Genomic DNA, 16,443 nt, shown 5'->3' on the forward strand with positions numbered 1-16,443 from the left:
ATGTGTGGAATTGTAGGTTTTTGGAATAAAGAATTACCGGCTTCGGAATCTACGCTGACAGCCATGAGAGAATCTTTGGTTCATAGAGGTCCTGATGCAGGATCCCATTGGGCGGAAGGAAAAATTGGTTTAGGGCATAGAAGACTTTCGATTCTGGATTTGAGTGAGGGGGCTAATCAGCCTTTTCAATCACCTTGCGGAAATTTTATTTTAGTATTTAATGGGGAAATTTTTAATTATAAAAGCTTTTACCCAGAGCTAAAAAATAAAGGATACAGCTTTAAAACAACCTCAGATACAGAAGTATTACTGTATCTGCTTATGGAATACGGAACTGATTCGCTCAGCCGACTCAATGGTTTTTTTGCTTTTTCTTTTTATGATAAGAGAAATCAGGAAATGATTTTGGTAAGGGATAGATTTGGTGTAAAACCATTATTTTATTCCAATAACCATCAGGGCTTTTATTTTGCAAGTGAAATCAAGGCTCTATGGGCAGGAGATGTGCAGAAGGATATCCAAGAGTCTCAACTAGATGAATTATTTCTCTACAGATTTACTTCAGGTGAGAATACTGTTTTCAAAAATATCTACAGATTATTACCAGGCTATCTGATTAGATTAAAAGATTCAGGAAGGCAGGTAAGTTCGGAGCGCTGGTTTCATCTTGGAAATTCTATTGCTGCTCAGCCTAAAATCAACAATCCTTACGAGTGGTTTGAACAGACATTTCATGAAAGCATTCGCCTAAGGATGATAGCAGACGTTCCTGTTGGAACGCTTTTAAGTGGAGGTTTGGATAGTAGCAGTACCTTATTTAGCCAAGCTTCTCAAGGCTTTGATGATCTGAGTGCCTGGAATATTTCATTTAGCAACAAAGAGCACGATGAATCCCATTTAGCCAGGAAATTATCCCAGGAATTGGGAGCTAACTTCCATAGTTTCGAGTTCGATAATGAGCAACTCGTTGATTTGACTACCCGATCCATTGTTCAGCATGATGAACCCATCATGCATTTTTCTGATGGACATTTATTGGGGATTTCGGAGAAAGCCAAGTCGGAGGTAAAAGTGTTACTTTCCGGTGAAGGTGCAGATGAAATTCTTGGAGGATATGTCAGATACAAGGTTCATGATAATGAGCTTCGGTATAACTTGTTAAATATGATTCGTTTCGTTCCTGACAAATGGTTGAAAAATGACCGATTGAGAAAGATGAAACGCTATCTGGGAATGGGCAATCGAGAAGCTGAAATTTTGATGAATGCTAACGAATTGTACTTGGCTGACCTTAAAAAGTTAGGCGTGCTTTCTTCCGATTTACTTCCTGACTTTAGAGTCAAAATTTTGGAAGAAGCTAAAAAAGTCTATCCTAACAACCGTTTGAGACAGTTACTTTATCTTGAGCAACATACCCATCTTTATACTCTTAATGACAGGAATGACCGAACTACAATGGGGGCATCTATCGAATGTAGAGATCCATTTTTAGATCCGAATTTGGTCATTGGGGTGGGAAGTTTGCCAGATAAGTATTTCCACATCAGAGGAAAAGGGAAAGATCTTTTGATGAACAGTATCGGTAAAAAGCTCCCGGAATATATTACCAAACATAGAAAAGTTGGATTGTCAGTTCCATGGGATGAATTGATTTTACAAAACCCAATTCTTAGGGAACATTTGGAGAATTTGCCAAATTCTGACTTATTTTTAATGAAGCCATATTGCTACCTCGATGCGAAAAGCATAGTGGAGAATTTCAAAAAGAATCCAAAATTGTATTACCCAACCATCAGGCAAATCTTCTTCACTGCTATGTGGTTCCAAACAAAATTTGAATTTTCAACCATAGAAAAATAAGCCAGCATTTAACCCGATCTATTTTATGCAAAGAAATGAACAGGTAAAACTCCCACAGATATTTGATCCCAGAGGAAATCTCACATTTTTACAATACCCTGACCAAATCCCTTTTGAGATAAAAAGAGTATTTTGGACATATGATGTTCCTGGAGGAGAGATCAGGGGTGGCCATGCATTTAGACAGCAGCAGGAGTTGATTGTAGCTCTCAGCGGATCATTTGATGTGGTAATTACCAATGAAAACGGAGAGGAAATCAGAACTTCACTAAATAGGTCTTATAATGCTTTGTTTTTGCCAAAAATGACCTGGAGACATCTTGAAAACTTCTCTACTAATGCAGTGGCATTGCACTTATCTGATACTGATTATTTGAAAGAGGATTATATCCGGGATTTTGAAATTTACAAGGAACTTAAGAATGGCTAATAAAACAATTTGGGATTGTAACTTGGTTTATCTTCCAAAATTAGGAGATAGAAAAGGTCATATTACTCCAGTCACAAACTTGAAAGAATTACCTTTTGAAACCAAAAGGGTATTTTATCTATACGATATTCCTGGGGGTGAAAGTAGGGGAGCACATGCGCATTACGAATGCCATCAATTTTTAGTTGCAGTGAGTGGTGCCTTTGAAGTTTTATTGGATGATGGTAATTCAAAAAGACAAGTATTATTAAATAGGCCAGACTTAGGATTATTGATTCCAGCTGGTATTTGGGCATCAGAGATCAATTTCTCTTCAGGTGCTGTCTGTTTGGTATTAGCTAGTGAGAAGTTTAACGAAAAAGATTATATCAGAGATTATAATGAGTATTTAAACTTTATTAAGCCCCATGATTCATCCGCTAGCTGACGTTCAAACCCAAAAGATTGGGGAAAACACCCGAATCTGGCAATATGCAGTTGTTTTGCAAGGAGCCAAAATTGGGAAAGATTGCAATGTAAACTGTCATACTTTTATAGAAAACGATGTACTCATTGGGGACCGGGTGACGGTAAAATCAGGAGTATATCTTTGGGATGGTTTGACAATTGAAGACGATGTATTTATCGGGCCAAATGTCACTTTTACCAACGACAAATATCCCAGATCAAAAAAATATCCATCAGAGTTTCAGAGAACAATCATCAAAAAAGGAGCTTCCATTGGTGCTGGGTCTGTGATTTTGGGAGGCTGCACTATTGGTGAAAACTCCATGGTGGGTGCCGGCTCTCTGGTAACCAGAGATGTTCCGCCAAATACCCTTGTGATGGGAAGTCCAGCCAAAGTGGTACGAAAAATTGAAGTTGATACTGAGTAATACAACATGAGAACAGGAATAAATCCCGCAAAACTAGACTCCAAAATTGCTCAAAAATACCATCACAGGATAATCATACCTGTGTTTATTCCTGAGATTTCAGGCTATTTCCAGAATTTAATGGAGGTGTATCGCCTCTGTATAGAATCCGCATTTTTGACTCAGCATGGCAGGTCAGCAATAACTGTGGTGGACAATGGATCGTGTGATCAAGTGAAATCCTGGCTCAGAGAACTTCAGGATCAAGGTATCATTGAAACTCTAATTACTCATAAAGAAAATGTAGGCAAGATCGATGCTATAATAGGAGCTGCAAGGGGATGTAGAGAAGAACTCATCACTTTGTCAGATAGTGATATTTTATTTAGAAATGGATGGCAAGAAGAAGTTGAGAAAGTATTTATTGCATTTCCTAAAGCTGGCTCAGTAGCACCTTTTCCCATTGCTAGACATATGTATTATCATTCCTCTTCAACCCAAAAGGCAGCATTAATGGGTGAGATTAGCTTTAAGTTTCAAGAAACATCTGAACATGACATGATCAAAGAAGTGTATGATTCTTATGGTTGGAACTACGTTCCTGAATACGATGGATTACTACCAGTAGTATCAAATAAAGGGCAGCAAGCAGTGATGGGTAGCGGGCATCAGGTATTTACCATCAGAAGAGATCTTTTTTTCAAAATGCCAGTTGAGCCAAGTTTTATAAAAATAGGATCAGGATCTGAGTTAAACTGGATTGATAAACCAATCAATGAATTAGGGACCTGGAGGTTAAGTACTCTCCGGACTTGGGTTCATCATATGGGCAACCAGTTGACTGATGAAAACAACACTGCTTTTTCAATGGTTGAGAAAAATGATAATGTTCCTGAACTGATTCAATTAAAAGAATTAAAAACAGGGCAGATCAATCAAACTAATCAAAGAGTATTTGCTAAATTATTCAAGCTTAAAAATGATTCAAGGCCACCCGCGCCTGAATTAACAGTCCAATTCAAAAGCTTATGATTTCGAAGGATTTTAAATTTAACATGAAATTTAATGACACCTCAAGAGAAGGTGCTCTATTATAAAGGATTGAATGGGATAAGGGCAATCGCTGCTTTATCCGTCCTCCTTTCCCATATTATAACTGGGGCTAATTATATCTATCCGGAATTAGAGATAGATGAATTGGATATAGCAAACTATGGTGTTACCATGTTTTTCACCTTAAGCGGTTTCCTTATTACCAGCCTTTTATTGACGGAAAACAAAGAGACGGGCACCATCAAACTCAAAGATTTCTATATCAGAAGGATTCTTAGAATTTGGCCGATTTACTATTTATACATCTTCGTTTCGGCAGCTTGTTTGTATTTTTTCCTTGAAGCCAATATTATTCAGAAGGAGTTATTATACTATTTGACCTTTTTTGCTAATGTTCCATTTATTCTTAGTTCTGGGCTAATGGCAATTAGTCATTTGTGGTCTATTGGAGTGGAAGAACAATTTTATATTTTTTGGCCATGGTTTTTTATGAATACAAAAAGTATTCTTACCAAGTTGTTTGTATTTGTTTTGGCCTTTTACTTTTTAAAGGTCCTCGCTTTGGTGGTTTTTAAATATACTGATAGTGATATTTTCTATACGGTCTTAAAAGTAAATCGATTTGATTGTATGGGAATTGGAGGCATTGGGGCAGTCCTTTACCATCAGAAAAGTAAAGTAGTTGATTTTTTCACCAGTAAAACTGTCCAATGGATCGTTTTGATTTGTTTGGCTGTCATGCTACTCGAGGAATTTAGATTTTCCATGTTAATAGATCATCAACTAGTCGCATTAATCACGCTTTCCTTAATTCTATCCAACATTTCATTAGAAAATCCAATATTAAATTTGGAGAACAATTTCTTCAATTTTATAGGCAAGCTTTCTTATGGCATATATGTTTATCACAAACTGATTGTATTGCTACTAGTACCTTTTGTTAAATTTTTACCCTTTCCAAATGGTTTGAAATTAACCACTTTGGCAGTCCTTTCGCTGGTATTGACACTCGCAATATCCTACCTTTCCTTCCATTATTTCGAAAAAGCATTTTTAAAACTAAAATCAAAATACACCACTATTAAAAGCACTTCCGAAAAGGAAGTAAAAATGAGTTCATAATAGTTTAATTAATATATCCTCTTTCCTATCAATAACAAAAATCAAAGCCTTAAAGGATTAGAAATACAATCGAATTGGCTCCCGTCTCCTGTCTTCCGTCTCTTGTTTCTGTCTTCTGCCCTTTCAAACAAAGTGCTTAGCCTCTAGTCATAAATTCGGATTTCATGTTGTTTCAATGCATCTCCTGTTATTTGCATAGTTTTTGTTAAATTTTAGGGTTGGCGATTTGAAGGGTAGATTATCATCTGTTTCAATTGCATACGGTTTGGTTTTTCCTCACCTTTGGTTAATAGTTTGAAAGATATTTTAAAGTAAATGGCAAAAACTTTACTTGGCTTTACAAGACTGGTAAGAACTTCTCTCCGAAAAGGAGGAAAGCTGTTTGCTTTAACGGCTTTAGTCTTTCTTTTTTTTCAATTTATTGTAAGCCATTCTGTAGAAGCACAGGTAGTAGTCATACCAAGAGAAGGTTTTCCTTATTGTCAGCCCTTTCAAGGAGGTGGGCCTTTTGACTATACAATCTTAGGTGGGGAAATTAGAATTCCAGTTGGAGCACCAGAAAACCCCACATCAAATACTATTATAAATTCATTTATTGCTAACCCTACAGGTCAATCACTACAATTAACCCCTTACCAATATTGGCATTCTGGGTATGCGATTGTTGATATTCCTTTCTCATCTCAATTTGGGATAAGAGCATCATTTGAATACTTTTCTTATGGTCCTTTTGATAGGGCAACCGAGCGGGCAGTTCCAGCAGATGGGATCAGTTTTTTTATGTTTGATGCAGATAGACCTATCGATATTGGGTATTTGGGTGGATCACTAGCATATGCTCCTTATATAGACCTAGATGGTACAGAGTTGCAACCAGGTATTGCTGGTGGGTATGTTGGAATTGGATTTGATGAAAGAGGAAATTTTGGTGTTGGTACTTTAAATCAGGATAATTCTCTATGGTTAAAAGGCTTGCCTAACACTATCACAATACGTGGTCCTGAAACCTCTAATTATGACGTATTAGAAAGATTTGTTACAAATAGGTCTCGTGATACAGATGGAATAGAATATTTACCGAGCAATCCAGAACCTCAATGGTTTGATATTGATAATATTTCTTCAATTAGAACAATTGATTGTAATCAACCTGGATATAGAAAAGTTTTTATTGAACTGACCCCAAATGGACTAGGAGGATATGATATCAAGATAGATATGTTGGTAAATGATGAGGATGGGCTTCAACTTGTTTCATTTCCTCCAATAAATTACCCATATGCCGCTCCTGAAAGATTGAAAATTGGTTTTGCAGGAAGTACTGGATATGGTAGGAATAACCATGAAATCAGAAACGTAACTGTAAACGTTGCTGATATATCTGCGGCATTATTACCACAAGTTTCCGATCAAGAAAAAATAATCTGTAAAGATGATGATTTAGAGTTTACATTTGATGTAAATCTTCAATCAGGTAATGACGCATTTATTACCTGTATGCAACTTTTTGCCAATAACCCAGGTCCTCCTGATAATTCTGTCCCGCCAAACACTTTTGATTGTGGGTTTGATGGTTCGCTTTGTACTGGGAAATGTAATCCAGATAATTATGAAGTTCCAGTTTACGATGCAAGTGGAAACCTTTTAGGAACATTTTATTCCATTTTAGAAGAATTGAATACCGGTAACTTTGAAGACGAAAGAAACAAGGCAACAATTAGATTTGAACCTGCCCCAGGATTTACAGGTGAAGCAACAGTTTATTATAACGTTACAGATAACTATGGATTGACTTCCCAGCCATCAAAGATCACTGTAGTGTCCAACCCATTCCCAATAAAAATTCAAGATGGATCTATTGACAACCCTACTTGTGATGGACAGCAGGATGGAAGAATCTACGATGTAATTGTTGGGGATTTGGTTGCTGGATTTGATTACGAATGGCTTTTTGATGGAAATTCTATAGGAAAATCAGGTGCTTCTGTCAGCTCATTGGTAAATGGCGAAGCAACTTTTGAATTAGCAGGAGTCAATCTAGGCACATATACTTTGAATGTTTGGAACCCTTCAGATTCTCAGACTGGAGGTTGTTATGAATCAGTAGTTGTTGTTGTGGATCAAGAAAATGGTACACCAGTAACTATTGATATCCCTGATAAAACAATTTGTGAAGGAGAGGATGTATCTTTCCTTCCTTTAGTAGATCCTGCTGATATTCCTTCTGGAGCAACTCCAACTTTTTTATGGTACCAAAATGCCAATAGATCTGGAGGAGCATTAGTGAATAATTCCACCATCGATGTTGATGGAAATCAAGTAACCGTTTCCATTGCTGCTACTGGGGAATTGACACTTTCTGGTTTGAAAAATAATGGGGCAAATTCCACTTATGAATTTTTTGTAGAAGTTGCTGATCAGACCCAAGCAGGTGGTAATTTCTGCCCATACATTGGTGATGTCTTGACAAAAGCTACGGTGTTGGTAAATCCACCGCTGACTTTTTCAGTTGACCATAAAGATGATTGGTGTATTAGCTATTCAGGTGAAATTGTAGCGACAATAACAGGAGCATCTGATGTGACATATACGCTATTGGATGAAAATGATCAGGAGTTGGGAACTAATTCCACAGGGGTGTTTTCTTCTTTACCAGCTGGATTGTACAAAGTTTTTGGATCATCCCCATCTCTCGGTTGTAGCTCTCCAATAGAAGAAGTTACTGTGGAAGGACCGGCAGAAGGATTGGTAATTGCACCAGGAGCAGTAGATAACTCTTATTGTGGGCTTCCAAATGGATCTATTACATTTGATTTATTTGGGGGAAATGTTCCTTATCAATCAATCAAAGTGAATGGGACTCAAATTCCATATGATCCAAAAGGCGTTTACACAGTAACTGGATTATCAGCTACTCAATATACCATAGATATCATTGATGCTAAGGGATGTACTACTAGCCAGACTATGGAAGTCGCAGCAGATCCTCCTTCCTACTTTTCTACAATTGGCTCAGAGGTTTGTGAAGGGAAAGTTGGAACTGCTAACCTGGATGTTCAAGACCCATCAACAGGTTCACCAATATTTGAATGGTATTATCAGAATGCAGCAGGGGACTATGTATTAATTTCAGATGGGATGACTGTAGGAGATTATTCCTACCAGATTAGCTCGGATTACGAACTTTCTGTAACTGGCCTTCCAGCAGATTCAGTTCCTTATATTTTTTATCTTTTGGTATCTGGAGATAGAATTTGTGATCAAGGATATATACCAACTGAAATAAAGGTTACTCCAGGTCCAGAAATGAATGCCCCAATTGTCACTGAAACTTGTTTTGGTGAAAGCACAGGATCTATTCAGGCTCAGATTCCAGGAAATAATTATGCTGACTTTGAGTTTAGTATTTCAGGTTATAATGGCGTATTTGTAGATTTCTCTAATAATGGGGGCTTGTTTGAAAACCTTCCTGCAGGTGAATATAAACTAAGTATAAAAAGTGCCTTGGATTGTATTACCACTTTGGATGGAATAGAAGTCTTAGAACCTTCTGAGCCAATTGGAATAGCAAATCAATCAATTGAAAGAGCTTCTTGTGATCTTCCAAATGGTTCGGTCAAAGATATCCAAATAGTTGGCGGCTGGGGCAATTACTCAGTGGAATGGAGAAAAGGTGCAATAGATGGATCCATAGTAACCGGTGATATCACAGGAGCTTCAGATCTATTCCCGGACACCTATTATTTATTGGTTATGGATGAAAAAGGCTGCTCAGAAACTTTTGAATTTATCGTAGAAGAGTTGTCTGATCCGGTTTACGATTTAGTTCCCCCTATAAATGTTTGTGAAGGAGAGCAGGTAGAAATTAGACCTATCCATTTGGCTCCTGATCCAAATCTTCCTCCTGCAGCATTTACAGAAGTATTCTGGTATAAAGACCAAGGCCAAAATGGTCTTATTGAGAATGGTACAGATCCTTCTAATCTTGATATTATCTATACAATAGATGATACAGATTGGTTAAATCCAAGACTTTTAATTGATGGTTTGCCTGAAGGAACCCATGATTTTTATTTTTATGTAGAATGTACAGGTCAGGAAATAGAAGTGGAAATAGAAGTATATGCCATTCCTACTGTTCAATTGGAAACTACTCCTGTTTCTTGCTTCGGAGCGATTGATGGAAAAGTGAATTTTATTTCTGGAACCTCTCCTGTATATGAATATAGCATTAATTCAGCTGCTCCAATATCTCAAAGTGAATTCGAAGCAATGGGTTTTGCAGCTGGAACTTATACTGTGGAAGTTACTACACCTGCAGGTTGTCCACAGGAATTGGAATTCACCATAGAAGGACCAGATGCTGCTTTGGAAATCACTCCATTAACAGGTATAGATCCTGGTTGTGGAGCATTAAATGGAAAATTGGAAGCAACAATTTCTGGCGGTTGGAGTCCTTATCAAATTACTGTCATAAAAGATGGAGTTGTTCTTCAGACCATAATGGATTCAGGTTCTTCTGTATCCCTAAATGGTTTGGGATCTGGAATCTACTTATTGGAAGTTGAAGATGCTCAAGGTTGCCAGATTAGTTCTACAGAGCTTGAATTAATTGATGGCCCTTCTCAAATTCTGGTTGACGATCAGGCAATCTGTGAAGGTCAACAAGTTGTTTTGACTCCTACTATTGATCCTGCTACTCCAGGAGCTACGTTTGAATGGTACTTTGATTCAAATACAAATCAGGAAATAGTTTCCAGTTCTACTCCAAATGCTCAAGGAATAACTTATGAGATAGATGGGTCTACTGGGGCATTATCTGTTTCAGGTTTGCAAGTATCCAATAACCCTTATCAATATTATGTAATCGCTGTGGGTGCAGGTGTTTGTACAGGATTTGTCGCAGAAGCAGAGGTAATGGTTTATGGGACCCCTACTGCAAGTTATACAAAAGTGGATGAAGTCTGCTTTGAAGATGGTGGGAGTATCAATGTGACTGCATCTGGGGGTTCTGGTAATTACACCTTTACATTAGATGGTCAGATTTCCCAAGATTCTGGACTTTTTGAAAATGTGCCAAGAGGAATTCATACTGTCACCATCAGCACTCCTGAAACCTGTGAAGTTCAACTTGCTAATATTGAGATTCTTGGACCTTCAGCTCCCTTGGAAGCTGAGATTACAGATATTGTCAACCCTTCATGTGATATAGCAAATGGTAGTTTGACTTTAACTGTTACAGGTGGAGTACAAAATTATAGTGTAGAAGCCTTTAAAGATGGCACTAGCCAAGGAACCTTTACATCTGATCAAAATGGAATTGTTTTAATACCAGATGTTTCAAAAGGTGAATTTGTATTTGAAATTACTGACGCATTGGGATGTACTATTACATTATCTGAGCCATTGGAATTGGTAGAAGTTCCAACAGAAATTACTGTAGAAGACCAATTGATCTGTGAAGGTCAGGATGCTGTTTTAATTCCTACTGTGCCAAGTTCAGTTGATTCTCCAGTGTTTACCTGGTTCTTTGATGAAGAAATGAATAACCAAATCCAAAACGGTTCGGTAAATGGTGTGGATTATCAGATAAATTCAAATGGCGAATTGTCAGTTTCAGGTCTTGCACCTTCTTCTCAAGCATATGAATATTATGCCATGGTAGAGGGTAATGGAGTTTGCGGAGTTATTCCTGAAAAAGCTCTAATTACGGTTACCCCTTATCCAAACCTTCGGGTTTCAAACCCTTCTATCGTTTGTGATCCAGAAGGAACAGTGGACCTTACCAATTACATTGAAGGCTATAATCCTTCGGTATATGAATACAATATCATTAGCCCATTGGGAACTGCCTTAGTTGGAAATGAAGTAAGTGCAGTAAATGTTTCTGGAAATTATGAAGTGAGTTCTTCTATGAAAGGCACAGGTTGTTGGACAGCATCTCAAAGGATTTTAGTGAGGATTGCTGAAGAACTTTTAGAATCAAACTTCCTTTACCATGCAGATCAAGGCGGTGGAATTATTCTCAGCAATGATGTCATACAGGTCAAAGAGAATGTTGATTTTGAAGATATTTCTACAGGTGAGGTAATAATTTGGGAGTGGAACTTTGGAGATGGAAGTACCAGTAATCAGCAAAACCCGAATCACGTATATCAGAAAAAAGGAACATATACAGTGACTTTGAAAACCACTGATTCCATTGGATGTCAAAGTGTATATTCTATTACGGTGGATGTTAAAGACGATTATCTTTTAATGATGCCTAATGCATTTACTCCTGATGGTCTGAAAAACCAATATTATAAACCTTTGCAGAGAGGCATAGCAAGTATTGAGTTTTATGTGTTTAATACTTGGGGAGAGTTGATTTATCAAACTGATTCTTTGGAAGACCTTGGCTGGGATGGAAACCATAATGGCAAACCTGCGCCAAATGGAAACTATGTATACAAAGTCAAATACGAAACCAGATCTGGAAATGTATTTGATGAATCAGGAGTATTTATTTTAATTCGATAAATGATCATAGCCGAAATAGGACAGGCTCACGATGGGAGTCTGGGAAATGCACATGCCTTTATTGATGCTTTAGCAGAAACAGGTATTGATGCTGTAAAATTTCAAACTCATATAGCAGAGGCAGAATCGTCCAGCTTCGAACCTTTCCGGGTAAAATTTTCCAAACAGGACTCTACTCGGTTTGACTATTGGAAAAGAATGGAATTCACTCCAGAGCAATGGAAAGGTATCAAAGACCATTGTGAGGAGAAAAATCTTGAATTTATATCCTCTCCCTTCAGCAATGCTGCCGTGGATTTATTGGAAGAGCTAGGAGTAAAAAGATATAAAATCGGATCCGGAGAATTAGGCAATTTTCTAATGCTTGATAGAATTGCAAAAACCGGGAAACCTATAATTTTAAGCTCCGGAATGAGTTCATTCGAAGAGCTTGATAAGACTTTTGATTTTTTAAAGCCATTTGGAAATAGTTTAAGTATTCTCCAGTGTACTACTGCATATCCCACGCAACCCGAACAATGGGGATTGAATGTGATGTCTGAATTAAAAGATCGTTATCAGGTTCCTGTAGGCTTTTCGGATCATAGTGGAGATATTTATGCATGTCTCGCCGCAGCCTCTCTTGGGTCTGAGATCTTTGAATTTCATGTGGTTTTTGATAAAAGACAGTTTGGGCCGGATTCACCTGCCAGTATCAGCATAGATCAGACAAAGGTTTTATGTGAAGGGATTAAAAAGATTCAATCTGCGATCCAACATCCTGTTGTTAAATCTGATAACCAGAAATATTCAGAATTAAAGGTAATGTTTGGGAAATCTTTAGCTGTAAATAAGACTTTAAGTGAAGGTTATATATTAACAGTGGATGATCTGGAATCAAAAAAGCCTGGAGACAAAGGAATACCAGCCTCAAACTATCAAAATGTCCTTGGTAGAGAATTAAATAGAAAGCTAGAAAAATGGGATTTTCTATCTATGGAAGATCTTAAATCTAAATGATGAAAAGAAAAATCTGCGTAGTAATTACCGCACGTCCTTCCTATTCAAGGATAAAAACAGCTCTGGCAGCCATCAATGAGCATCCCGATTTGGAATTGCAATTGGTTGTAGCTGCATCCGCTTTATTGGACCGCTATGGAAATGCTGTAAATAATATTGAAAAAGACGGTTTCACTATCACCGCAAAGGTATTCAATGTCTTAGAAGGTGAAAACCTGACCGCCGCTGCAAAAACAACCGGAATAGGTATTCTAGAGCTTTCTACTGTTTTCAATAATTTGAATCCGGATATAGTAGTAACAGTTGCAGATAGATTTGAAACCATGGCTACTGCTATTTCAGCCAGTTACATGAACATTCCCCTGGCCCATATTCAGGGAGGTGAGGTAACAGGAAATATTGATGAAAAAGTACGGCATGCCATTACAAAATTGGCGGATTATCATTTTGTAGCCTCTGATGATGCTTATAAAAGAGTAATCAAATTAGGTGAAAATCCAGAATTCGTGTTTAATACAGGTTGCCCAAGTATTGACTTGGCATATGAAATAAAACAACAGCCTACTCTTGATTTTGATCCTATCCAGAAATATGGAGGAGTTGGGAAAGTGATGGATTTCTCAAAAGGATATTGGGTGGTTATGCAGCATCCAGTGACCACAGAAGTTGGAAACTCCCGGTTTCATATTGAAGAGACCTTACATGCCATGTATAGCCTAAATCAACCCGTATTTTGGTTTTGGCCAAATGTAGATGCCGGCGCAGATGGAACCAGCACCGGAATTAGATCTTTTAGGGAAACGCATGACCTGGAAAATTTCCATTTCTTTAAAAATATGGAACCTCAGGATTTCTTGAAACTTCTTTATTCCAGTAAAGGATTAATAGGAAACAGTTCTGTTGGTATAAGAGAATGTGCCTTTATGGGAGTTCCGGTAGTCAATATAGGCTCACGTCAGAATAGTAGAGAAAGAGGCAATAATGTTAATGATGTGGATTATTCACGAGCAGAAATTTTACAGGCATTGAGAGAAATTGAGGAATCTCCAAGACCTGAGATTTCTACCATCTATGGAGATGGGGATGCAGGCAAAAAGATTGCCCAGTATTTATCTGAACTCCCTTTGATTTTTCATAAAACCATCACCTTTTAAATGAGAATATTAGGACTGATCCCTGCTAGAGAAGGATCAAAAGGGATACCTGGCAAAAATATCAAAACGCTAGGGCACCAACCTCTAATTGCTTACTCAATCAAAGATGGCATTGGATCAAAGCTTCTAAGCAAAACAGCTATAAGCACAGATGGTGAGAAAATTGCCGAAGTGGCCAGGAATTATGGTGGGGAAGTTCCTTTCATCCGACCTAAAGACTTGGCCCAAGACAAGACTCCTTCGATAGATGTGGTTTTGCATGCAATTGATTTTTTTGAACAAAATGGAGAATCTTTTGATGCGGTTTGCCTACTACAACCTACTAGCCCATTCAGACCCAAAGGTTTTGTAGATGAGTGTGTCCAAAAATTTATAGAAACTGATGCGGATAGTCTAATTTCTGTGTTAGAGGTGCCTCATGAATACAACCCGCACTGGACATTTAAAATGGATAAGGAAGGAAGTTTATCCATAGCAACAGGTGAAGAAACTTTGATCCCAAGAAGACAGGAATTGCCAATGGCCTACCATAGAGATGGATCGATTTATATCTCTAAAGTGTCCCTTATCAGAGATAAAAAAGTTTTGGTAGGAGGCAAAACAGTGGGTGTTTTGTCTAACAAATCCTACTATGCCAATTTGGATACTCCAAAAGATTGGGATAAAGCAGAAGTAACATATAAAGAATTATTTGAATGTGCGGAATAGCCGGTATTGTCGGAAGAAATCCTGAAAATAAGCTTGTTCTGACAAGCATGCTAGACATGCAGAAACACAGAGGTCCTGATGCACAAGGAACTTGGGCTGATGAAGAGGTTTTTTTAGGTCATAATAGGCTCTCAATATTGGACCTTTCTGAGGCAGCTAATCAGCCTATGTTCAGTAATTGCAGGAGGTTTGTTATAATTTTTAATGGTGAGATTTATAACTACATAGAGTTAAGGCAAACCTTAGATTATTCTTTCAGAACTAAATCTGATACAGAAGTTCTGTTGGCTATGTATATCAAGTACCAGGACAAAATGCTTAATTATCTCAATGGGATGTTTGCTTTCGCCATTTGGGATATACAGGAGAAAAAGCTTTTTGCTGCTCGGGATCGATTTGGAGTAAAACCTTTTTATTATTCCTTCCACAAGGATCAGTTTTTATTTGCAAGTGAAATTAAAACTTTGCTAGCTGCCGGTGTTCCTAATACTCCAAATGAACAAGTTTGGGCAGATTATTTTGTTCATGGAAGTTATGGTTTTCCGGAAGAAACATTTTTTAGGAATATTCATCAACTTTCTCCTGGAAATAGCCTCACATATAGGATAGGTGATTCTAATCCTCAAATCAGACCTTACTATGATTTTGTTTCTGAGGTCGAAAGTCAAAAGGTTTTTGATAATGTAAACAACCTTCAGGAAGAGTATTTAGAATTGCTACTTGATTCCATTCGTCTCAGATTCAGGTCGGATGTACCAGTGGGTTTCAATGTAAGCGGTGGATTGGATTCATCCATTTTGTTGGCAATGATTTCAAAAATCAAGGCTGGTGAAACAGAAAATATTGAAGCCTTTTCATTTTACACTGGTGATGATCGCTATGATGAATTACCATGGGTCAAGGATTTGATCTCTAAAACCAAGAGTCCTTTAAATCCTGTTCTATTATCAATAGGGGAAGTGCCTGATTTGATCGAGAAGGTGACGTTTTTCCAAGACGAACCTTATGGAGGCTTCCCTACTTTGGCTTATTCCAAAATTTTTGAGAGTGCAAGAGAGAAAGGTTTTTTGGTATTATTGGATGGGCAAGGAATGGACGAAGCCTGGGCAGGTTATGATTATTACAGAACAGAGTCCAAGGCAGTCGTGCAAGGAATAAAAAGTCCTTTGACAAGACCGAATGCATTATCACCTGATTTACGCTCTTTGGCAAGGGAAATTAGTTATCCAGAACCTTTTGATAATGATCTTCAAAACAAACAATTTAGAGATCTGTATTATACAAAGATCCCTCGCGCCCTTCGATTTAATGATAGGGTTAGCATGATGCATAGCACGGAATTAAGGGAGCCGTTTTTGGACTATCGATTGGTAGAAATGGCTTTTGCCCAGAAGAGGGAAATGAAAATCAGAGAGGATCAAGGGAAGTGGTTACCAAGGCAGTTGGTAAAAGAAGCCTTGGAAAATATTGCCTTAGCTCCAAAAAGACCATTACAGACTCCTCAAAGGGAATGGATAGGAGGCGCAATGGCTGAGTACGTTGAAGAAAGAATCAGCTTGCTGAAATCAAACCCTTGGTTTGAAAGAAATGCCTTGGAGCAAGAATGGAAGAATTATAAAAACGGGGAAAATGACAATAGTTTTTTCATTTGGCAATGGATTAATGGTTCATTTTATTCCGTTTAAAAACCCTTATGCATTTGAATACAGGGTTAGCAAGAATAGTTATTAATAATATTTAC

General features: G+C 37.7%; 11 protein-coding genes. All 11 read left to right on the top strand.

Features of this window, described 5'->3' with window-relative positions:
* Positions 1–1,860, top strand: a complete 1,860-nt coding sequence (gene asnB / locus FHS59_RS16785) for an asparagine synthase (glutamine-hydrolyzing) (protein ID WP_184496528.1) — start codon at positions 1–3, stop codon at positions 1,858–1,860.
* 25 nt (positions 1,861–1,885) lie between these two features.
* Positions 1,886–2,290, top strand: coding sequence for a sugar 3,4-ketoisomerase (locus FHS59_RS16790; RefSeq protein WP_184496529.1), 405 nt, complete (start codon positions 1,886–1,888; stop codon positions 2,288–2,290).
* The gene (locus FHS59_RS16795; protein ID WP_184496530.1) at positions 2,283–2,717 is read left to right on the top strand and encodes a sugar 3,4-ketoisomerase; all 435 of its coding nucleotides are present in this window, start codon (positions 2,283–2,285) and stop codon (positions 2,715–2,717) included. Before FHS59_RS16790 ends, FHS59_RS16795 begins: the two co-directional genes overlap by 8 nt.
* Complete coding sequence (locus FHS59_RS23465; RefSeq protein ID WP_184496531.1) at positions 2,698–3,165, top strand: acyltransferase; 468 nt, start codon at positions 2,698–2,700, stop codon at positions 3,163–3,165. Before FHS59_RS16795 ends, FHS59_RS23465 begins: the two co-directional genes overlap by 20 nt.
* Before the next feature lie 6 nt (positions 3,166–3,171).
* Positions 3,172–4,176 carry a glycosyltransferase family A protein gene (locus tag FHS59_RS16805; RefSeq protein ID WP_184496532.1) on the top strand — a complete coding sequence of 335 codons (1,005 nt, stop codon included), beginning with the start codon at positions 3,172–3,174 and terminating at the stop codon, positions 4,174–4,176.
* 33 nt (positions 4,177–4,209) lie between these two features.
* Positions 4,210–5,319 (top strand): acyltransferase family protein, encoded by a 1,110-nt coding sequence (locus tag FHS59_RS16810; protein WP_184496533.1) that lies wholly within the window; start codon positions 4,210–4,212, stop codon positions 5,317–5,319.
* A gap of 315 nt (positions 5,320–5,634) precedes the next feature.
* On the top strand, positions 5,635–11,841 hold the full coding sequence (locus tag FHS59_RS23570; protein ID WP_184496534.1) for a PKD domain-containing protein: 6,207 nt from the start codon (positions 5,635–5,637) through the stop codon (positions 11,839–11,841).
* On the top strand, positions 11,842–12,840 hold the full coding sequence (locus tag FHS59_RS16820) for an N-acetylneuraminate synthase family protein (RefSeq protein WP_184496535.1): 999 nt from the start codon (positions 11,842–11,844) through the stop codon (positions 12,838–12,840).
* Positions 12,840–13,994 (top strand): UDP-N-acetylglucosamine 2-epimerase, encoded by a 1,155-nt coding sequence (gene neuC / locus FHS59_RS16825; RefSeq protein WP_246388496.1) that lies wholly within the window; start codon positions 12,840–12,842, stop codon positions 13,992–13,994. Before FHS59_RS16820 ends, neuC begins: the two co-directional genes overlap by 1 nt.
* The gene (locus FHS59_RS16830; protein WP_184496537.1) at positions 13,995–14,702 is read left to right on the top strand and encodes an acylneuraminate cytidylyltransferase family protein; all 708 of its coding nucleotides are present in this window, start codon (positions 13,995–13,997) and stop codon (positions 14,700–14,702) included.
* Positions 14,690–16,387 carry an asparagine synthase (glutamine-hydrolyzing) gene (gene asnB, locus FHS59_RS16835; RefSeq protein ID WP_184496538.1) on the top strand — a complete coding sequence of 566 codons (1,698 nt, stop codon included), beginning with the start codon at positions 14,690–14,692 and terminating at the stop codon, positions 16,385–16,387. The genes FHS59_RS16830 and asnB (FHS59_RS16835) overlap by 13 nt, the downstream gene beginning before the upstream one ends.
* Positions 16,388–16,443: the final 56 nt, after the last annotated feature.

Source organism: Algoriphagus iocasae, assembly GCF_014206875.1.
GTDB classification, from domain to species: domain Bacteria; phylum Bacteroidota; class Bacteroidia; order Cytophagales; family Cyclobacteriaceae; genus Algoriphagus; species Algoriphagus iocasae.

Excerpts from the sequence above, each read along its gene's own strand:
- asnB (WP_184496528.1), top strand. The coding sequence starts at position 1 with ATGTGTGGAATTGTAGGTTTTTGGAATAAAGAATTACCGGCTTCGGAA.
- FHS59_RS16790 (WP_184496529.1), top strand. The coding sequence starts at position 1,886 with ATGCAAAGAAATGAACAGGTAAAACTCCCACAGATATTTGATCCCAGA.
- FHS59_RS16795 (WP_184496530.1), top strand. The coding sequence starts at position 2,283 with ATGGCTAATAAAACAATTTGGGATTGTAACTTGGTTTATCTTCCAAAA.
- FHS59_RS23465 (WP_184496531.1), top strand. The coding sequence starts at position 2,698 with ATGATTCATCCGCTAGCTGACGTTCAAACCCAAAAGATTGGGGAAAAC.
- FHS59_RS16805 (WP_184496532.1), top strand. The coding sequence starts at position 3,172 with ATGAGAACAGGAATAAATCCCGCAAAACTAGACTCCAAAATTGCTCAA.
- FHS59_RS16810 (WP_184496533.1), top strand. The coding sequence starts at position 4,210 with ATGACACCTCAAGAGAAGGTGCTCTATTATAAAGGATTGAATGGGATA.
- FHS59_RS23570 (WP_184496534.1), top strand. The coding sequence starts at position 5,635 with ATGGCAAAAACTTTACTTGGCTTTACAAGACTGGTAAGAACTTCTCTC.
- FHS59_RS16820 (WP_184496535.1), top strand. The coding sequence starts at position 11,842 with ATGATCATAGCCGAAATAGGACAGGCTCACGATGGGAGTCTGGGAAAT.
- neuC (WP_246388496.1), top strand. The coding sequence starts at position 12,840 with ATGAAAAGAAAAATCTGCGTAGTAATTACCGCACGTCCTTCCTATTCA.
- FHS59_RS16830 (WP_184496537.1), top strand. The coding sequence starts at position 13,995 with ATGAGAATATTAGGACTGATCCCTGCTAGAGAAGGATCAAAAGGGATA.
- asnB (WP_184496538.1), top strand. The coding sequence starts at position 14,690 with ATGTGCGGAATAGCCGGTATTGTCGGAAGAAATCCTGAAAATAAGCTT.